The sequence below is a fragment of the Streptomyces sp. NPDC029151 genome, from assembly GCF_055564315.1.
Genome location: NZ_JBVHWQ010000001.1, coordinates 1,700,659 through 1,722,768, shown reverse-complemented (window position 1 = coordinate 1,722,768; position 22,110 = coordinate 1,700,659). Strand labels below are relative to the sequence as shown.

The 22,110-nt window shown below is 77.7% G+C and carries 2 protein-coding genes; both read left to right on the top strand.

Translation table 11 applies throughout. The annotated features are described in order from the left end of the window. Positions 1–34: 34 nt before the first annotated feature. The gene (locus tag ACZ4VF_RS06915) at positions 35–10,153 is read left to right on the top strand and encodes a type I polyketide synthase (protein ID WP_467923578.1); all 10,119 of its coding nucleotides are present in this window, start codon (positions 35–37) and stop codon (positions 10,151–10,153) included. Continuing rightward, on the top strand, positions 10,153–22,110 hold the full coding sequence (locus ACZ4VF_RS06910; RefSeq protein WP_467923577.1) for an SDR family NAD(P)-dependent oxidoreductase: 11,958 nt from the start codon (positions 10,153–10,155) through the stop codon (positions 22,108–22,110). The genes ACZ4VF_RS06915 and ACZ4VF_RS06910 overlap by 1 nt, the downstream gene beginning before the upstream one ends.

Sequence of the window (22,110 nt, the reverse complement as noted above, 5' to 3'; positions counted from 1 at the left end):
CCCGCGACCGACCATGACACACGAGTGAGGATCGATGGCCGAGGACGAGAAACTCGTCGAGTACCTCCGGTGGGTGACCACCGACCTGCAGGCGACCCGCCGGCGGCTCGACGAGGTCGAACAGGCGGCGCAGGAGCCCATCGCCATCGTGGCGATGAGCTGTCGCCTGCCCGGCGGCGTCGGCTCGCCCGAGGAGCTGTGGCGGCTGGTGTCCGCCGGTACCGACGCCGTCACCGGTTTCCCCACCGACCGGGGCTGGGACCTGGACGCCCTGTACGACCCGGACCCGGACCGTGCGGGCACGTCGTACACCCGCCACGGCGGATTCGTGGACGGCTGCGCCGACTTCGACCCCGGTTTCTTCGGGATCAGTCCCAAGGAAACCCTCGCGACCGACCCCCAGCAGAGGCTGCTCCTGGAGCTCGCCTGGGAGGCGTTCGAGCGGGCCGGTCTGCCCGCCGAAGAGGTCCGCGGCAGCAGCACCGGCGTGTTCGCCGGAGTGATGTACAACGACTACGGCAGCCGGGTGAGCCACCCCGCCGAGGACATCGAGGGCTACCTCGGCACCGGCAGCGCCGGCAGCGTCGCCTCCGGCCGCGTGGCCTACACGTTCGGCCTGGAGGGCCCGGCCGTCACCGTCGACACCGCCTGCTCCTCCTCGCTCGTCGCCCTCCACCTCGCCGTCCAGGCGCTGCGCCAGGGCGACTGCGAACGCGCCCTGGCCGGCGGGGTGTCGCTGATGGCCACCCCGGCCACCTTCGTCGGGTTCAGCCGGCAGCGCGGTCTGGCCCCCGACGGCCGGTGCAAGGCGTTCGGGGCCGGCGCGGACGGCACCGGCTGGGCGGAGGGCGCCGGTCTGCTCCTGCTGGAACGGCTCTCCACGGCCCGCGCGAACAACCACCCGGTCCTGGCCGTCGTCCGGGGCAGCGCGGTCAACCAGGACGGCGCCAGCGGCGCGCTCACCGCACCCAACGGGCCCGCGCAGGAACGTGTCATCGGGCAGGCCCTGGCCAACGCCCGGCTGCGGCCGGACCAGGTCGACGCCGTCGAGGCGCACGGCACCGGAACCGTGCTCGGCGACCCCATCGAGGCCCGGGCGCTGCAGTCGGTGTACGGCAGGGAACGGACGGACGGCCGGCCGCTGTGGCTCGGCTCGCTGAAGTCCAACATCGGGCACACCCAGGCGGCGGCGGGGGTCGCCGGGGTGATCAAGACGGTGATGGCGATGCGGCACGGCGTGCTGCCGCGGACCCTGCACGCCGACGAGCCGTCCCCGCACGTGGACTGGCAGGCCGGCACCCTGGCGCTGCTCACCGAGGCGCGTCCCTGGCCCGACACCGGCGAGCCCCGTCGGGCGGGCGTCTCCGCGTTCGGCATCAGCGGCACCAACGCGCACGTGCTCCTCGAACAGGCCCCGGCCGCCCCGGAACCCGAGCAGACCGAGCGGAACGGTCACGCGCCGTCGCCCGAGCAGGCCGGTCACGCGTCGTCCGAGCAGGCAGGCCACGTGCCGTCGTCCGAGCAGGCAGGCCACGCGTCGTCGCCCGGGCAGGCCGGCCGCGTGCACGGCGGACTGCCGCCGCTGTGGGCGCTGTCCGCCAAGAGCCCCGAGGCGCTGGTCGCCCAGGCCGGGCGGCTCGCCCGGCACGTACGCGCCCACCCGGAGCTGCGGCCCGCCGACATCGGCTGGTCGCTCGTCCGCACCCGCACGGCGTTCCCGTACCGCGCCGCCGTCGTGGGAGCCGACCGCGAGGAACTCCTGGCGGCCGTCGACGCGCTGGCGGCCGGGGCGGTCGGCGACGGCGTGCGGACCCCCGCCGGCACCGGCCGGGCCGTCCTCGTCTTCCCCGGAAGCTCCCCCGAAGCCCTCCCGGAGACCTTCCCCGGCGTCTCCTTCCGAGGCCTGCCCGGCGCCCTGCCCGGGACCGGGGACCAGTGGGTCCGCACGGCCGGCGAACTGCTGGACGCCTCACCGGTGTTCGCCCGGCGGATCGAGGAGTGCGCCGAGGCCCTGCGCCCGTACACCGGCTGGTCGCTGACCGACGTCCTGCGCGGCGTGCCCGGGGCGCCCGCGCCGGCCGGCGCCGAGGTCGCCCCGCCCGCGCTGTGGGCCGTCATGGTCGCCCTGGCCGCCCTCTGGGAGTCCTGCGGCGTGCGGATATCCGCCGTCCTGGGCCACGCGGACGGCGAGATCGCCGCGGCCACCGTCAGCGGCTGGCTCACCCTGCCGGACGCCGCCCGCCTGGTGGCGTCGGGCGCCCGGGCGCCCGGGCCGCTGCGCGGCGGCGGCCTGCTGTCCGTCTCCGCGACACCCGAGACCGTACGCGCCTGGCTGGCGGCCGGGGCCGGCTCGCTGACCCTCGCGGCCGTCGACGGGCCCCGGTCCGTGGTCGTCACCGGGCCCGACGCGGACCTCGACGCGCTGCGCGCGCGGTGCGAGGCCGAGGGAGTCCCGGCGCGACGCCTCCCGGCGGCCCACGACGCGCTCACGCCGCGGGCCGAAGCGGCCCACGAGGACCCGGCCGCCGCGCTCGCCTCGGCGGTGCCGCGGCCCGGACGGCTGCCCGTCTACTCCGCCGCCACCGGCGGGCTCGTGGAACCGGCCGCCCAGGACGGCGGCCTCCGGTACCGGCACCCCCGGCAGCCGGCGGAGTTCGAGCAGGCCACGCGGGCCCTGCTCGCCGACGGCTACGACCTGTTCATCGAGTGTGCTCCGCAGCCCGTCCTCACCCGCGCCCTGGGCGAGACCGTGGAGGACGCGGCGGCCGTCGTGGGCCTCCCGCAGCGCGGCGACACCGGTCCGCGCCGGTTCGCCGACGCGGTCGCCGAGGCGGTCGCGGCCGGGGCACGCCTGGACGCCGACCGGTACTTCGGCGCCGCGCACCGCGTCGACCTCCCCACCTACGCCTTCCAGCGCACCCGGTTCTGGCTGGCGGGCGACGCCGCCCCGGCACCGCGGCCCGCCGCCGCGTCCGAGGAACCCTGGCGGCTGGAGGTGACGGAGCCCGGCGACCTCGCCAGCCTCGCCCCCGTGCCCGCCTCCGACGTACGGGACCGGCTCGCGCCCCACGAGATCCGCGTCGCCGTCCGCGCCACCGGACTGCACTTCGGGGACGTCCTCGTGGGCCTCGGCCTCGCCACGCACGGCGAGGGCGGCACGGCACCCGGCGTGGAGGCCGCCGGTGTCGTCCTCGACACCGGAGCCGGCGTCACGGACATCGCCGTGGGCGACGCGGTGACGGGTCTGTTCCCCCGGGGCGCCGCCGGCCCGTTCGCGGTCACCGACCACCGCTACACCGTCCGCGTCCCCGACGGATGGTCCTTCGCCCAGGCGGCCGCGGCCCCGCTGGCCTTCCTGACCGCCCACCACGCCCTGTTCACGCTCGCCGCGCTGCGCCCCGGCGAGACGGTGCTGGTCCACGCCGCGAGCGGCGGCACGGGACGCGCCGCCGTCCAACTGGCCCTGCACCACGGGGCCCGGGTACTCGCCACCGACACCCCCGACCACGCGGAGGCCCTGCGCGCGCTCGGCCTGCCCGAGGACCGGCTCGCCTCCTCGGCCGGCCCCGACTTCGCCGCACCGCTGCTCGCCGCCACCGGCGGACAGGGCGCCGATGTCGTGGTCAACTGCCTGACGGGGGAGTTCACCGACGAGGGCCTGCGGATGCTGCCGCGCGGCGGGCGGTTCGTGGAGACGGGCCGCACGGAGATCCGCGACGCCGGCCGGGTCGCCGCGGACCACCCCGGCGTCGTCTACCTGACGGCCGATCTGGCCGACGCCGGACCGGACCGGATCCACGCGGCCCTGACCGAACTCGCCGCGCTGTTCGCCGACGGGACGCTGCACCCGCCGTCCGTACCCGTCTGGGACGTCGACCGGGCCTCCGAGGCGCTGGAACGGCTCGCCGCGGACCGGCACGCCGGCCAGGCGGTCCTCGTCCTGCCGCAGCCCGGACACCCCGGCACCGCCGCGCCCCTCGCCCCGGCGGACGCCGGCGCGCTGGGCGGGATGGACCCGGCCGCCCGCCGCGCGTTCGTGCTGGACGCCGTCCGCACGCAGGTCGCCGCGGTCCTCGGCCACGACGACCCGCGCACCGTCGGGTACGACCAGAACTTCCAGGAACTCGGGCTCGACTCGCTCACCGCGGTGCAGCTGCGCAACCGGCTGCGCACGGCGATCGGGCTGCGGCTCCCGGCGACCCTCGTCTACGACCACCCCACCCCGCGGGCGGTCGCCGAACACGTCCTCGCCCGCACCGAGGGGCAGCCGGCCCGCGGCGCGGACGCGGCACCGGCCGACACCGCGCCCGCGCACCCCGGCGACCGGCCCGATCCGGCCGCCGACGCCCTCGCGATCGTCGCGATGAGCTGCCGCTTCCCGGGCGGCGTGCACTCACCGGAACAGCTCTGGCAGGTGCTCGACAACGGGGTCGACGCCATCGGCGACTTCCCCGACGACCGCGGCTGGAACCTCGCCGAACTCCACCACCCCGACCCCGACCGGCCCGGCACCACGTACGCCCGCCAGGGCGGCTTCCTCGACACCGTCGCCGACTTCGACGCGGACTTCTTCGGGATCTCGCCGCGCGAGGCCCTCGCGATGGACCCCCAGCAGCGGCTGCTGCTGGAGACCACCTGGGAGGCGTTCGAACGCGGCGGCATCGACCCCACCCGGGTGACCGCCGGACAGGTCGGCGTCTTCGTCGGCACCAACGGGCAGGACTACCCCCGGGTGCTGGCCACCGGCAAGGACGACCTGGAGGGTTACGTCGGCACCGGCAACGCCGCCAGCGTCCTCGCCGGGCGCCTCGCCTACGCGTTCGGCTTCGGCGGCCCCGCCGTCACCGTCGACACCGCCTGCTCCTCCTCCCTGGTGGCGCTGCACTGGGCCGCGCAGGCGCTGCGCCGGGGCGAGTGCTCGCTCGCGCTGGTGGGCGGCGTCACGCTGATGACCAGCCCGCTGCTGTTCACCGAGTTCAACCGGCAGAAGGTGCTCTCCCCGGGCGGCAGGTGCCGTTCGTTCTCCGCCGACGCGGACGGCACCAGCTGGAGCGAGGGCGTCGGCGTCCTGCTCGTGGAGCGGCTCTCCGACGCGCGGCGCCACGGGCACCGGGTGCTGGCCGTGGTCCGCGGCTCCGCCGTCAACTCCGACGGCGCCAGCAACGGCCTGACCGCCCCCAACGGCCCCGCCCAGGAACGGGTCGTCCGCAGCGCGCTCGCCGACGCCGGCCTCACCCCCGCCGACGTGGACGCGGTGGAGGCGCACGGCACCGGCACCAAGCTCGGCGACCCCGTCGAGGCCCAGGCACTGATCGCCACCTACGGGCAGCGCCGCCCCGCCGGCGCTCCGCTGCTGCTGGGCTCGCTGAAGTCGAACATCGGCCACACCCAGGCCGCCTCCGGCGTCGCCGGGATCATCAAGCTGGTCGAGGCGCTGCGGCACGAGCGGCTGCCGCGGACCCTGCACGTGACCGAGCCGACCCCGCACGTCGACTGGTCGGCGGGGGCGGTGGAACTGCTGGTGGAGCCCCGTGACTGGCGGCGCGCCGGGCGCCCCCGCCGGGCCGGGGTGTCCTCCTTCGGCATCAGCGGCACCAACGCGCACGTCATCATCGAGGAACCTCCCGCGGTCCCCGCAACGGACACCCCGGGGGAGACGCCCTCGGAGCAGGACGCCCGCTCCGGGCCGGACGGCCGCCCGGTCGTGTGGACGCTGTCCGCCAAGAGCCCCGACGCCCTGCGCGCCCAGGCCCGGAACCTGGCCGGGCACCTGGCGTCCGCCGCACCCGCGCCACGCCCGCTGGACGTCGGCTGGTCCCTCGCCACGACCCGCGCGGCCCTGCGGCACCGGGCCGTCGTCCTGGTGGAGGACGCCCGGGACACGGAGGCCGCCGCGCGGGCGTCCGCCGCGCTCGCCGCCCTGGCAGCCGGCGAGGACGCCGCCGGTGTCGTCCACGCACAGGCCCGCGAGGACCACCGTACGGCGTTCCTCTTCGCGGGCCAGGGCAGCCAGGCCGTCGGCATGGGACGGGAGCTGTACGCCGCCCACCCCGCTTACGCCGACGCCTTCGACGCGGTGTGCGCCGCGCTCGACCCGCATCTGCCGCGGCCGCTGCGCGACATCGTGTTCGCCGGAGCCGGAGCCGGAGCCGGAGCCGGAGCCGGAGCCGGCGACGGCGACGGCGGCGGCGGCGGGGCCGGTTCCGTTACGGCCGGGTCGGCCGGCGGCGGCGGGGCCGGTTCCGTTACGGCCGGGTCGGCCGGCGGCGGCGGGGTCGGTTCCGTTACGGCCGGGTCGGCCGGCGGCGGCGGGGCCGGTTCTGTTACGGCCGGGTCGGCCGGCGGCGGCGGGGCCGGTTCTGTTACGGCCGGGTCGGCCGGCGGCGGGGCCGGTCCTGTTACGGCCGGGTCGGCCGGCGGCGATGGGGCCGGTCCTGTTACGGCCGGGTCGGCCGACGGCGATGGGGCCGGCACCGTTACGGCCGGGCCGATCGACCGTACCGAGTACGCGCAGCCGGCGCTGTTCGCGTTCGAGGTGGCGCTGTTCCGGCTGCTGGAGTCCTGGGGCGTCCGCCCCGACCTTCTCGCCGGGCACTCGATCGGCGAGATCGCCGCCGCGCACGTGGCGGGGGTGCTCTCCCTCGCCGACGCCGCGGCCCTGGTCGCGGCCCGGGGCCGGCTGATGCAGGCCCTGCCGGAGGGCGGCGCCATGGCCGCCGTGGAGGCCGCCCCGGCGGAGGCGGCCGACCTGCTCGGCGACACCGGCGGCCGTGTCGCCGTCGCGGCGGTCAACGGGCCCCGGGCGACCGTGCTCTCCGGTGCGCGCGAGGCGGTGGCCGAGGTGGTCGCCGTCCTCAGGGATCGGGGCCGGCGCGTCTCCTGGCTGCGGGTCAGCCACGCCTTCCACTCCCCGCTCATGGACCCGATGCTCGCCGAGTTCGAGCAGGTCGCACGGCGGCTGACGTACAGCCCGCCGCGCATCCCCGTCGTCTCCACCCTCACCGGCCGCCCCGCGACCGCCGAGGAGCTGTGCTCGCCCGGCCACTGGGTCCGCCACGTCCGCGACACCGTGCTCTTCCACGACGCCGTCCGCTCCCTGGACGAGGCCGGGGCGAGCCTCTACGTCGAGCTGGGCCTCGGCGCGCTCGGCCCCATGGCCGCCGACAGCCTCGACGGCCGCGGCACCGTCGTGGCCGCGCAGCGCAGGGACCGGCCGCAGGAGGCCACGCTGCTGCACGCCGTCGGGACCCTGCACGCCCACGGCGTCCCGGTGGACTGGGCCGCCGTCCTCGCCGGGCGCGGCGCGCGCACGGTCCAGCTGCCCACGTACGCCTTCCGGCGCAGCCGCTACTGGCCGCGCCGCGGGGCCGCCCGCGGCAGCGGACCCGGCACCGGCTTCGACCCCGGCGCCGGGCACCCCGTGCTCGGCCCGCTGGTACGGCTGGGCGACAGCGACCGGTTCCTGGCCACGGGCCGGCTCTCCACGGCCACCGTGCCGTGGCTCCCCGAGCACGAGGTGTTCGGCGCGACGGTCGCACCCGGCACCCTCCCCCTGGAACTCGCCGTGCAGGCCGCGGAGGCCGTGGGCAGCCCGGTGGTGCGGGAACTGACCCTGCACGCCCCGCTGCTCCTCGGCCCCGGCGACGACCTCGAACTCCAGTTGCTGCTCGACGAACCGGACGACTCCGGCGGCCGGCCCCTGCGCCTGTACGCCCGCCCGTACGACGGCACGGACCCGGACCGGTGGACCCTGCACGCGAGCGGCGCGCTCGCCGACGGCGATCCCACGCCCGAACCCGACCTGCGTGTCTGGCCCCCGGAGGGCGCCGTCCCCGTCCCGGTCGACGGCCTGTACGACGACTTCGCCGCCCAGGGCGTCCGCTACGGCCCGCTGTTCAGGGGCGTGCGGGCCGCCTGGCGCGACGGCGACGTGCTCTACGCCGACGTCGCCCTCCCGGACGGCGCCGACGCCGGCGCCTTCGCCGTCCACCCCGCCCTCTGGGACGCCGCCCAGCACCTGGCCGCCATGGACGGACTGGGCTCCGGACCGGGCGCGGCGGTGCCGTTCTCCTGGGCCGGAGTCCGGCTGCACGCCGCCGGGGCCACCCGCCTGCGGGTGCGGATCGCCCCGGCCGGCGAGGACACCGTCACCCTGCGGATCGCCGACGGCCGGGGCGACCCGGTGGCCGGCGTCGCCCGGCTGACCGCACGCCGCGTGTCCGCCCGCCACCTCGGCGCCGGGCACGCCCACGAGCCGGCGGACCTCTACCGCGTCGCCTGGACCCCGGCCCCCGCCCCCACACCCACCGAACTCCCCACCCTCACCTGGCTGGGCGCTCCCCCCGCACCCGCCGTCCTCACCGGCGCCCACCCCGGCACGGACGCCGACTTCACCCTCGTACCGCTCACCACCGCCGACGACGGCCCCCCGGACCCCGTCGCCGCCGCGGCAGCGGCCCTCGCCGCTCTCCAGTCCTGGCTGGCCGACACGGAGCGGTCCGCGCGCGGGCGGCTGGTGCTGGTCACCACCGGAGCCGTCGCCTGCACCCCGGAGGAGGGACTGGACGCTCCCGCCCAGTCGGCCGTCTGGGGGCTGGCCCGGGCCGCGCAGGCGGAGTACCCCGGCCGGGTGGTCGTCGCCGACCTGGACGGCAGTGACGCGGCCTGGGCCGCCCTGCCCGCCGCCCTCGCCACGGACGAGCCGCAACTCGCGCTGCGCGGCGACCGGTTGCTCGTGCCCCGGCTGGACCGCACCCCCGCACCGGGCGACGGCCCCGGGACCGTCCTCGACCCGGACGGCACGGTCCTGATCACCGGCGGCACCGGCGACCTCGGCGCGCTCCTCGCCCGGCACCTCGTCACCGCGCACGGCGTGCGCCACCTCCTGCTGACCAGCCGCCGGGGCCCGGCAGCCGAGGGCGCGGCCGAACTCGCCGCCGAACTGCGCGCGCGGGGCGCCGACGTGACGGTGACCGCCTGCGACGCGGCCGACCGTGACGCGCTGGCCGCGCTGCTCGCCGCCGTACCGGCCGACCGGCCGCTGACCGCGGTGGTGCACGCCGCGGGCGTCCTGGACGACGGCGTGCTCGGCTCCCTCACCCCGCGGCGCCTGGCCGGCGTCATGGCACCGAAGGCCGTCGCCGCCCGGCACCTGGACGAGCTGACCCGGGAGCTGCCGCTCGCCGCCTTCGTCCTGTTCTCCTCGGCGGCCGGGGTCCTCGGCTCCGCCGGGCAGGGCGCCTACGCCGCCGCCAACGGCTTCCTCGACGGACTCGCCGCGCACCGCGCCGCCGCCGGACTGCCCGCGACCTCCCTCGCCTGGGGCCTGTGGCACCAGGAGCGGGGCGGCATGGCGGGCGGCCTGACCGACGCCGAGCGCGACCGCATCACCCGCGCCGGTTTCGGCGCGATCGCCCCCGACACCGGACTGGCCCTGTTCGACGCCGCGCTCCACCGGCCGGAGCCCGTCCTCGTCGCCGCCCGGTTCGACCTGCCGCTGCTCCGGCCGCGCAGCCAGAACCCCGACTTCCCGCCGGTGCTCAGGGGCCTGGTGCCCCCGGCCCGCACCCCCGCGACCGACCCCGCGGCCACCGCCGCCGCGGCCGTGGGCGGGCCGTCGCTCACCGACCGGCTGCTCCCGCTGGACGACGCCGGACGGGAGAGCCTGCTGCTCGACCTCGTCCTCGCCCAGGCCGCCGCGGTGCTCGGCCACAGCTCGCCGCATGCCGTCCCGGCGGACCGGTCCTTCACCGAGTCCGGGCTCGACTCCCTCGCGGCCGTGGAGATCCGCGGCCGGCTCGACGCCGCCACCGGCGTCCGGCTCCCGGCCACCGTGGTCTTCGACCACCCCACACCCGCCGCGCTCGCCGCCCACCTGAAGGAGACCCTCGTCCCCGCCGCGCCCGACCCGGCCGACACCGCCCTCGCGGACCTCGACCGGCTCCGCGACACCCTCCCGCAGCTGTCCGGCGACCCCGAGGCGGCCGCACAGATCCGGCTCAGGCTGAAGGGCCTGCTCGCCGCCTGGGACGAGGCCACCACCGGCGCCGGCGCCGGCGCCGCCGACGGCACGGACGACGCGGACGACGCACTCGACGCCGCCGACCTCGGCGAGCTGCTCGACATCATCGACGAAGAACTGGGGAACGCCTGATGACGGGCACCGACCGGACACCGTACGACGACAAGGTCCTCGACTCCCTCAAACGGCTGACCGCGGAGCTGCGCCAGACCCGCAAGCGGCTGCGGGAGACCGAGGACGCCGCCCGCGAACCCGTCGCCGTCGTCGGCATGGCCTGCCGCTACCCCGGCGGCGTCCGCAGCCCCGAGGACCTCTGGCAGCTCGTCGCCGAGGGCCGGGACGCCGTCTCCGCCTTCCCCACCGACCGCGACTGGGACCTCGGCGCCCTGCACGGCCCCCGGGCCGAGGACGCCGGCACCAGCCACGCCCACGCGGGCGGATTCCTGTACGACGTCGCCGACTTCGACCCGGCGCCCTTCGGCATCAGCCCGCGCGAGGCGACGGCCATGGACCCCCAGCAGCGGCTGCTGCTGGAGACCGCCTGGGAGGCCTTCGAGCACGCGGGCATCGACCCGGCCACCCTGCGGGGCAGCCGCACCGGCGTCTACGCCGGGATCATGTACCACGACTACGCCGCCCGGCTGAGGGAACTGCCGGAGGAGGTCATGGGCTACCTCGGCACCGGCACCTCCGGCAGCATCGCCTCCGGCCGCATCGCCTACACCTTCGGTCTGGAGGGGCCGGCCGTCACCATCGACACCGCCTGCTCCTCCTCCCTGGTCGCCCTGCACCTGGCCGTCACCGCGCTGCGCAAGGGCGAGTGCTCCCTCGCCATGGCGGGAGGCGCCACCGTGATGGCCTCCCCGCTGCCCTTCGTGGACTTCAGCCGCCAGGAGGGCCTCTCCTCGGACGGCCGGTGCAAGTCCTTCGCGGCCGCCGCCGACGGCACCGGCTGGGCGGAGGGCGCCGGCATGCTCCTGCTGGAACGGCTCTCCGACGCCCGCCGCAACGGCCACCGCGTCCTCGCCGTCGTCCGCGGCACCGCCGTCAACCAGGACGGTGCGAGCAACGGCCTGACCGCCCCCAACGGGACCGCGCAGCGGCGGGTCATCCGGCAGGCCCTCGACGACGCCGGCCTCGGCCCCGGCGACGTCGACGCCGTGGAGGCGCACGGCACCGGCACCACGCTCGGCGACCCCATCGAGGCCCAGGCCCTGCTCGCCGCCTACGGCCGGGGCCGCGCCCCGGAACACCCCCTGCTGCTGGGCTCCCTCAAGTCGAACATCGGCCACACCCAGGCCGCCGCCGGCGTCGGCGGCGTCATCAAGATGGTCCTCGCCCTGCGCGAGCAGCTGCTGCCCAGGACCCTCCACGTCGACGAGCCCACCCCGCACGTCGACTGGTCCTCCGGCACCCTGGAACTCCTCACCGAGCCCCGCCCGTGGCCCCGCGCCGCGACACCGCGGCGCGCCGGCGTCTCGTCCTTCGGCTTCTCCGGCACCAACGCCCACGTCGTCATCGAGGAGCCACCGTCGGAGGAGCCGTCGGCCGGGGAAACACCGGTCGGGGAAAAGCCGGTCGGGGAAAAGCCGGTCGGGGAAAAGCCGGTTGGAGAAAAGCCGGTCGGGAAAAAGCCGGGCGGGGAAGCATCGGCCGGGGAAAGGCCGTCCGGGGTCCGCCGGTCCGGGGAACCGCCGTCCGACGAGCCCCGGTCCGCGGCCGGCACGGCACCGTCGAGACCCGCCCTGTGGGCCCTGACCGCCGCCTCCGAACAGGCCCTGCGCGCCCAGGCCGCCCGCCTCTGCGCGCACCTGCGCCGCCACCCCGGGCCCAGCCCGCTCGACGTCGGCTACTCCCTGCTCACCACCCGCACCCCCCTGGAGCACCGCGCGGTCCTCACCGGCGACGACCGGGAGGAACTGCTGTGCGCCGTGGAGGAGTTCGCGGCCGGACGGCCCGCGCCCGGACTGCTGCACGGACGCACCGCCCCCGGCGGCCTCGCGATGATGTTCACCGGCGGCGGCAGCCAGCGCCCGGGCATGGGCCGCGACCTGTACGCCGCGTTCCCCGCCTTCGCCGACGCGTTCGACGCCGCCTGCGCGGAACTGGACCGGCACCTGCCCGCCCCCCTGCGTCCCGCCGTCTTCGCCGAACCGGGCCCGGACGGCGCCACGCTCCTGTCCGGGCAGGCCTACGCCCAGCCCGCCCTGTTCGCCGTGGAGGTGGCCCTGTTCCGGCTCTTCGGCTCCTGGGGGGTCGAACCCGACCACGTCCTCGGCCACTCCGGCGGCGAACTGGCCGCGGCCCACGTCGCCGGCGTGCTCTCCCTCGCCGACGCGGCGGCCCTGGTCGCCGCGCGGGGCCGGCTCACCCAGGAACTCCCCGTCGGCGGCGCCATGGTGGCCGTCGCCGCCGCCGAGGACGAGGTCCGCCCCCTGCTCACCGACGGCGCCGAGATCGCGGCCGTCAACAGCCCCGGCGCGGTGGTCCTCACCGGCGACGAGGAGCCCGTCACCGCGCTCGCCGGCCACTTCGCCCGGCAGGGCCGCAAGACCCGTCGGCTGAACGTCAGTTACGCCTCGCACTCCGCGCGCGTCACCCCCATGCTGGACGAACTCCGGCAGATCGCCGCCGGCCTCGACCTCCGGCCGCCCCGCATCGGCTTCGTCTCCACCGTCACCGGGGCGCCCGCGGACGCCGACGAGCTGTGCACCCCCGAGTACTGGGTGCGCAACGCCCGCCGGCCCGTCCGGTTCGCCGACGCCGTACGCCACCTCGAAGCCGCCGGGGTGCGGACCTTCCTCGAACTCGGACCCGACGCGGCCCTCGCACCCATGGCCGAGGCCTGCCTGACCGCCGCCTCCGCGGCGGTACCGGCACAGCGCGCCGGCCGCCCGCAGGCCGCCACGGTGACCACCGCCGCCGGCCACCTCCACACGCGTGGCGCCGGCGTCGACTGGGAGGCGTTCTTCCAGGGCACGCACGCGCGCCGGGTGGAGCTGCCGACGTACGCCTTCCAGCGCAGGCGCCACTGGCTCACGGCACCGGCCCGCGACCGGGTCGACGTCTCCGCGGCCGGTCTCGGCTTCCCCGACCACCCGCTGCTCGGCGCGAGCGTGCTCGTGGCGGACTCCGAGGAGTACCTGTTCACCGGCCGGCTGACGCCCACCGCCCAGCCCTGGCTCGCCGACCACGCCGTGGGCGGGTCCGTGCTGCTGCCGGGCACCGCGTTCCTGGAACTGGCGCTGCGCGCGGGCCTGCACGCGGACTGCGACCACGTCGAGGAGCTCACCCTCACCGCCCCCCTGGTGATCCCGGCCGACCGGGCCGCGCACCTGCAGATCCGCGTCGGCGCGCCCGGCGAGGACGGCCGGCGGCCGGTCGAGGTGTACGCGCGCGACGAGGACGCCCTGACCGGGCAGCCCTGGGTCCGGCACGCCACCGGTGTGCTGACCGGCACGGCCCCGCAGCCGCCCCGGACCGGCGACAGCCCGGCGCCCTGGCCGCCCGCCGACGCGACCGCCCTCGACCTGGACGGGCTCTACGACCGCCTGGCCGCCGAAGGCCTCCAGTACGGCCCCGCCTTCCAGGGCCTGCGCGCGGCCTGGCAGCGCGGCGAGGAGCTGTTCGCCGAGGTCGCCCTGGACGGCGAACAGCACGACAGCGCCCGCGCGTTCGGCCTGCACCCCGCCCTGCTCGACGCCGCCCTGCACGCCCTGGGACTCGGCACGCTCCCGGGCACCCCCGACACCGCCTCCCTGCCGTTCTCCTGGCACGGCGTGTCCCTCCACGCGGCCGGTGCCGTCGCCGCCCGCGTACGGCTCACCCCGGGCGGACCCGGCACCGTCACCGTCGAGGTGGCCGACCCGGCCGGTCGGCCGGTCCTCACCGCCGGGTCGCTGGCACTGCGCCCGGCCGGGAAGCTCACCGAGGGCGCCGGCCCCCGTGAACCGCTGCTCCGCCCCACCTGGGTCCCGCCGCGGACACCCGTCGTACCGGCGTCGTACGGCGCGGCCGCACCGCTCGCCGAGGCGCTCGGCTCGGCCGCCGCGCCCCCCGGGGTACTGCTCCTGCCGCTCCTCGACACCCCGCCCGCCGACCGGCCGGACCGTGCGGCGGCGGACCGCGCCGCCCACACCCTTGAGCAGCTGCGGGCCTGGCTCGCCGACGACCGGTTCACCGGCACCCGCCTGGCCGTCGTCACCAGCGGGGCCGTGGCCGCCGGACCCGACGAGGACGTCACCGACCTGCCGGGCGCCGCCGCCCTCGGTCTGCTGCGGTCGGCCCAGTCGGAGCATCCGGGACGGATCCTCCTGGTGGACACCGACGCCCCCGGCGAACTGCCCCGGGACCTGCCCACGGCACTCGGCTCGGACGAACCGGCCGTCGCCGTCCGGGCCGGCCGCCTCCTCGTCCCCCGCCTCATCCCCACCGACCCCCCGGCCGCCCGGCAGCCCGGCGTGAACCCGTCCGGCAACGCGACCGCTCGGCCGTCCGGCGTGCCCGCGACCGGCGTGCCGCCGGTCCAGCCGTCCGCCCCGGCCCCGACCGGCGTGCCGTCGGTGCAGTCGTCCGGTGTGGCCCCGGCCGGCAACGCATCCGCTCGGCCGTCCGGCGTGACCCCCACTGGCGTGCCGCCGGTCCAGCCGTCCGGTGCGGCCCCGGCCGGCAACGCATCCGCTCGGTCGTCCGCTCCGGCCCCGACCGACACCCCACCGGTCCAGTCGTCCGGTGCGGCCCCGGCCGGCAACGCATCCGCTCGGCCGTCCGGCGTGACCCCCACTGGCGTGCCGCCGGTCCAGTCGTCAGCCCCGCCCCCCACCGGCACCCCACCGGTCCAGTCGTCCCCCCCGCCCCCCACCGACACCCCGCCCGCCCACCCGTCCGTCCCCGTGGCCACCGGCACCCCGGCCGGCCCGCCCCCCGTGTTCGACCCGGACGGCACCGTCCTGATCACCGGCGGCACCGGGGCGCTCGGCGGACTGCTGGCGCGGCACCTCGTCGCCCGGTACGGCGTGCGGCACCTGCTGCTGACCAGCCGCAGCGGCCCGGCCGCCGAGGGCGCGGACGGCCTCGCCGCCGCGCTGCGCGACCTCGGCGCCGAGGTGACCGTCGCCGCGTGCGACGCCGCCGACCGGGAGGCCCTGGCCGGCCTGCTGGCCGCGCTGCCGCCGGAGCGTCCGCTGACCGCCGTCGTCCACGCGGCCGGCATCCTCGACGACGGCACCGTCGAGGCGCTGACCCCGGACCGGGTGCGCCGCGTCATGGCGCCGAAGGCCGACGCCGCCTGGCATCTGCACGAGCTGACCCGGGACATGGACCTGTCCGCCTTCGTGCTGTTCTCCTCGGCGGCCGGTCTGCTCGGCGCCCCCGGCCAGGCCAACTACGCCGCGGCCAACGGCTTCCTGGACGCCCTCGCCGTACACCGCCGCCGCCGCGGACTGCCCGCCCTGTCCCTGGCCTGGGGCCTGTGGGAGGGCACCACCGGCATGGTCGGCGGGGTCGACGCCCCGGCGCGCCGCCGGCTGGCGGCCCTCGGCATGCGGCCGATCCCCGAGGCGGACGGGCTGGCCCTGTTCGACACCGCCCTCGCCGGTGACGAGCCGCTGGTGGCGCCGCTCCACCTGGACCCGCGCCGGCTCGACGCGGCCACCGCACCCGCGCTGCTGCGCGCCCTGGCGCGGCCCGCACCCCGGCGGCGCACGGCGTCCCCCGCGGAGCCGGGCGGCACCGGCCCCGCCGAACGCCTCGCCGCCCTGCCCGAGGCCGAGCAGCTGCGCGAGCTGACCGAGCTGGTGCGGGCCGAGGCCGCGGCGATCCTCGGCCACGAGAGCGCGCGGGACGTCCCCGACGACCGCACCTTCGCGGAAGCCGGCTTCGACTCGCTCGCGGCGATCGAACTCCGCAACCGGCTCGGCGCCCGCACCGGCCTGCGGCTGCCGACGACCATGGTCTTCGACCACCCGACTCCCGGCGCCCTCGCCGCACGCCTGCGCGTGCTGCTGTCCGGCACCGCGGCGGCGGCCGCGGCCCCGGTCCGCGGCCCCGCGGCCCCCGCCGACGAGCCGATCGCCATCATCGGCATGGCCTGCCGCTACCCCGGTGGCGTGACCTCCCCCGAGGACCTGTGGGACCTCGTCGTGTCCGGCCGCGACGCCATCGCCGAGATGCCCCGCGACCGGGGCTGGGACATCGACGGCCGCTACGACCCCGACCCCGCACCCGGCCGGCGCGGCACCATCGCCACCCGCCACGGCGGATTCCTGGACGGCGCCGCCGACTTCGACCCCGGCTTCTTCGGCATCAGCCCGCGCGAGGCCCTCGCCATGGACCCGCAGCAGCGGCTGCTGCTGGAGGTGTCGTGGGAGGCGTTCGAACGGGCGGGCATCGCCCCGCTGTCGGTGCGCGGCAGCGACACGGGCGTCTTCGCGGGCGTGATGTACCACGACTACGGCTCCTGGGCCGCGGACGGCGCCCCCGAGGACGTGGAGGGCTACCTCGGCTCGGGCACCGCGGGCAGCGTCGCCTCCGGCCGCGTCGCCTACGCCCTCGGCCTCGAAGGCCCCGCCGTGACCGTGGACACCGCCTGCTCGTCGTCGCTGGTGGCACTGCACCTCGCCGCCCAGGCGCTCCGCTCCGGCGAGTGCTCCCTCGCCCTGGCCGGAGGCGCCACCGTCATGGCGACCCCGGGGCCGTTCATCGAGTTCAGCCGTCAGCGGGGCCTCGCCCCCGACGGCCGGTGCAAGTCGTTCGCCGCCGGCGCGGACGGCACCGGCTGGGGCGAGGGCGTCGCGGTCCTCCTCGTGGAACGGCTCTCGGACGCCCGCCGCAACGGCCACCGCGTCCTCGCGGTGGTGCGCGGCAGCGCCGTCAACCAGGACGGCGCCAGCAACGGGCTGACCGCGCCCAGCGGACCGGCGCAGGAGCGGGTCATCCGGCAGGCGCTGGCCGCCGCCGGACTGACCGCCCGCCAGGTCGACGCCGTCGAGGCGCACGGCACCGGAACGGTCCTGGGCGATCCCATCGAGGCCCAGGCCCTGCTGGCCACCTACGGCAGCGAGCACGAGCCGGACCGGCCCCTGTGGCTCGGCTCCCTCAAGTCGAACATCGGGCACGCGCAGGCCGCGGCGGGCGTCGGCGGCGTGATCAAGATGGTGCAGGCCATGCGCCACGGGACGCTCCCGCGGACCCTGCACATCGACCGCCCCACCCCCCACGTCGACTGGTCGGCCGGCGGGGTACGGCTCCTGACCGACGCCGTCGCCTGGCCCGACACCGGGGAGCCGCGCCGGGCCGGCGTCTCCTCCTTCGGGATCAGCGGCACCAACGCCCACGCCGTCATCGAACAGGCCCCCGAGGAACCGGCCGCACCCGGCCCGGACCCGGCGCCCGCGGACCCCGCCCGGGAGCCGCGGGACGACGGCGCGCCCTGGCTGCTGTCGGCCTCGACCCCGTCGGCCCTGCGCGACCAGGCACGGCGCCTGCTGGAACACCTGCGCGCCCGGCCGGACACCCCCGCCGCCGACCTCGCCTTCAGCCTCGCCACCACCCGCTCCGCACTCCGCCACCGCGCGGCCGTCGTCGCCGTCGGACCCCAGGAGCGGACGGCCGCCCTGGAACGGCTCGCCGGCACCGGGACGCCCGGGCCCGGCGCCCTGACCGGACACACCGCCGACGGCACCGTGGCCTTCCTCTTCAGCGGCCAGGGCAGCCAGCGGCCCGGCATGGGGCGCGAACTGGCCACGGCCGACCCGGTGTTCGCCAAGACCCTGGACGAGGTGTGCGGATACCTCGACCCGCTCCTCGAACGGCCCCTGCGTGACGTGCTGTTCGCCGAACCGGGCACCGCCGACGCCGCCCTGCTGGACCGCACCGACTACACCCAGCCGGCCCTGTTCGCCGTGGAGACGGCGCTGGCGCACCGGCTGCGGTCGTGGGGCGTACGGCCCGACGCGCTCGCCGGACACTCCCTCGGCGAGCTGGTCGCCGCCCATGTCGCGGGCGTCCTGAGCCTGGAGGACGCGGCCACGCTGGTGGCGGCGCGCGGCCGGCTGATGCAGGCGCTGCCGGTCCACGGCGCGATGGCGGCCGTCCAGGCACCCGAGGAGGAGGTCGCGGCGCTGCTGACGGACGGGGTCGTGCTCGCCGCCGTCAACGGGCCCGCCTCCGTGGTCGTCTCCGGTGACGCGGACGCGGTGGACGCGCTGACCGCCCGGCTCACGCGGGCCGGCCGCCGGACCCGGAGGCTGCGTGTCAGCCACGCCTTCCACTCCGCGCACATGGACGGCATGCTCGACGAGTTCCGGCGGGTCGCGCAGGGCGTCACCTTCCGGGAACCGTCACTGCCCGTGGTCTCCGCGACCACCGGCCGGCCCGCCTCCGCCGCCGACCTGTGCTCGCCCGAGTACTGGGTGCGCCAGCTGCGGGAGCCGGTGCGGTTCCGTGACGCCGTGGCCCGGCTGGAGGCCGACGGCGCGGCCGTCCTCGTGGAGGTCGGCCCCGGCACCGCGCTCACCGCGGCGGCCCGGGACTGCCTCGCCGACCGCGGGCACACCGTGGTGCCCCTGCTCCGGCCCGGCCTCCCGGAACCCCGGGCCCTGACCACCGCCCTCGCCGAAGCGCACGTCCACGGCGTGGACGTCGACTGGACGGAGTACTTCGACGGCACCGGGGCACGCCGGGTGGACCTGCCGACCTACCCCTTCCAGCGCCGCCGGTACTGGCTCGCGGCCGCCCCCCGGCAGGCGGACCGGGAACACCCCGTGCTGGGCCCCGCCGTCTCCGCCCCCGACATCCGGGGCTCCGTCTTCACCGGCGAACTCGACGCGCGGACCCTGCCCTGGCTGGCCGAGCACCGCGTCGCCGGTACGGCGGTCCTGCCCGGCGCGGCCCTCGCGGAACTGGCCCTGCGCGCGGGCGCCGAGCTGGGCTGCCCGACGGTCGAGGACCTCGTCCTGGAGGCCCCGCTCGCCGTCCCCGACCACGGCCCCGTGCCCCTGAGGCTGTCCGTGCAGGAACCGGACGCCGACGGCCGGCGGTCGTTCGGCGTCCACGCCCTCACCGGCGGCACCTGGACCCGGCACGCCACCGGCACCCTGTCCGCCGCCGGCCAGAACCCGCCCCCGTCGGCCGGGACATGGCCGCCCGCGGCAGCGTCCCCCGTCGACCTCACCGGCGGCTACGAGCGGATGGCCGGGGCAGGCCTGTGGCACGGACCGGCCTTCCAGGGCCTCCGGGCCGCGTGGCGCGACGGCGACGTGCTCCTCGCCGAGGTCACGCTCCCCGACGGCACGGACCCGGGCACCTTCGGCGTGCACCCCGCCCTGCTGGACGCGGCGTTGCACGTCCTGGGTGTCGGGGACGGCGACCGCCCCGCCCCGCCCGTCCTGCCGTTCTCCTGGCGGGGCGTCCGGCTCCACGCCACCGGGGCCCGGGCGCTGCGGGTGCGCCTGACCCCGGCCGGCACCCCGGGCACCGTGGCCGTGGAGCTGACCGACCCCGCCGGCGCTCCGGTCGCCTCCGTCACCGCCCTGTCCCTGCGCCCGGTGTCCGCGTCCCCCCGCCCCGACCGGTCCCTGCTGCGCGTCGCCTGGACCCGCCCGGAGGTCCCGGCGCCGACACCGGACACGCGCACGTGGGCCGTCCTCGGCTCCGCCCCGCTCGGCTCCCTGCCCCGGGTGGACGACCCGACCCGGGTCCCGGACGGCACCGACACCGTCCTCGTCCCGTTCCTCACGGCACAGGACCCGCACGACCCGCTCGACACGACCCCCCTGCACCGGGCACTGGAGCTGATCCGGACCTGGCTGTCCACCGCGGGCCTGACACGGTCCCGGCTCGTGGCCGTCACGCGCCGCGCGGTGGCGGCGGGGCCGGAGGAGGACGTACCGGACCTGGCGCACGCCCCCTTGTGGGGGCTGCTGCGCTCCGCGGCCTCCGAGCACCCCGGCCGGTTCGCCGTGGTGGACGTGGACGGCGCGCCGGAGTCCTGGGACGCCCTGCCGGCCGCCGTGGCCTCGGGGGCGGCCGAGGTGGCGATCCGCGGGGGAGAACCGCGCACGCCCCACCTCGTGCCCTCGGCCCTCGCTCCCGGCGCCGCCGCCTTCCGGCCCGGCGGCACCACCGTGGTCACCGGCGCCGCGGGAGCCCTGGGCCGCTCGACGGCCCGTCACCTGGTCGCCGCGCACGGGGTACGGCACGTCCTGCTCGTCGGCCGGCACGCCGACGATCCCCGGCTGGCCGCGCTGGCCGACGAGATCGAGGGGCTCGGCGGCACGGCGACGGTCGCCGGCTGTGACGTCGGCGACCGGGACGCCCTGGCCGGGGTGCTGGCCGGCGTCCCGGCGGACCGTCCGGTCGGCGCGGTCGTCCACTGCGCGGGCGTCCTGGACGACGCGGTCGTGGCCTCCCTGACCCCGCGGCACCTGGAACGCGTGCTGCGCGCGAAGGCGGCCTCGGCCTGGCACCTGCACGAGCTGACCCGGGACGCGGACCTGTCCGCCTTCGTGCTGTTCTCCTCGGCGGCCGGCCTGCTCGGCGCCCCCGGCCAGGCCAACTACGCCGCCGCCAACACCTTCCTCGACGCCCTCGCCCAGCACCGCAGGGCGCACGGCCTGCCCGCGCTGTCCCTCGCGTGGGGGCCGTGGGACCAGGGCGGTGAAGGCATGGCGGGCGCCCCCGAACTCCGCCGCACGGCCCGCGCGGGCATCGAGGCGCTGACCCCCGAGCGGGGACTCGCGCTGTTCGACGCGGCCGTCGGCGCGGACGCCCCCGACCCGGTCCTGGCCCCGCTCACCACGGCCCCGGAGCGTTTGCGCGCCCTGGCCGACGACCCCGGCCTGCCCGCACCGCTGCGCCTGCTGGCCCGGCACCCCGCACGGCCCACGCCGGCCCCGGCCGGCGGCCACCCCACCGGCACCGCCCCCCGGCCGGCGCGCCTGGCCGGACTGCGCGGGACAGCCCTGGAGGACGCGCTGCGCACCGCCGTCCGCACGGAGGCGGCGGCCGTCCTCGGCTTCTCCGGGCCCGACGACGTGGACGAGGACAGGTCACTGCCCGAGCTGGGCCTGGACTCGCTCACCGCGGTGGAACTGCGCAACCGGCTGGAGCGGACCACCGGCCTGCGCCTGGCGGCGACCGTCGTCTTCGACCACGCCACCCTCCCCGCCCTCGTCCGCCACCTGAGAACCGAACTGGCCGCGACCCCCTCCTCCACCACGGCCGCTGCCACCGTGGTCCCGCCCGAGGACGACGGCATCGGCGCGCTGTTCCGGCGGGCCCGGGAGGCGGGCCGCACCCTGGAGGGCATCGAACTGCTCCGCACGGCCTCCCGGTTCCTCCCCTCCTTCACCACCCCCGCCGAGCTGGGGGAGCGGTCCGGACCCGTCCGGCTGGCGAGCGGCGACGGCACGGAGCCCGCGCTGGTCTGCTTCCCGGCGGTGGTGGCCATGTCCGGCCCGCACCAGTTCGCCCGGTTCGCGGGCGCGCTGCGCGGCCGACGCGAGGTGGCCGCGGTGCCCCAGCCCGGATTCCTGCCCGGTGAACCCCTCCCCGGCACCCGGGAGGCGGTGGTCGAGGCACAGGCCGAGGCGGTACGGCGGTACGCGGCCGGCCGGCCCGTCGCGCTGCTCGGCTACTCGTCGGGCGGCTGGATCGCCCACGCGGTGGCCGCGCACCTCGCGGCGGACGGCCAGGCCCCGGCGGCCCTGGTGCTCCTCGACACCTACCTCCAGAGCGAGACGAGCGACACCCTGGCCACCGCCTTGACCGACGGCCTGTTCACCCGGCACGGCGCCGAGGCGGCCACGGACACCCGCTCACTGACCGCGATGGGCGCCTACTTCCGGCTCTTCGCCGACTGGACACCTGCCCGCCCCACCGTCCCCACCCTCTTCCTGCGCGCCGCCGAAGCACTGCCCGGGGCCCCGTCCGGGCCCCAGCCGTCCTGGGCCGCCGACGCCACGCCGCAGGAGACCCCCGGCGACCACTTCTCGATGCTGGAGGAGCACGCCGGTCCCACCGCACAAGCCGTCCACACCTGGCTCTCCCGGGCCGGACGGTCCGACACCACGACGCACAGGAGCGCATGA

Coding starts and splice junctions, on each gene's coding strand:
- ACZ4VF_RS06915 (WP_467923578.1), top strand. CDS start 35: ATGGCCGAGGACGAGAAACTCGTCGAGTACCTCCGGTGGGTGACCACC.
- ACZ4VF_RS06910 (WP_467923577.1), top strand. CDS start 10,153: ATGACGGGCACCGACCGGACACCGTACGACGACAAGGTCCTCGACTCC.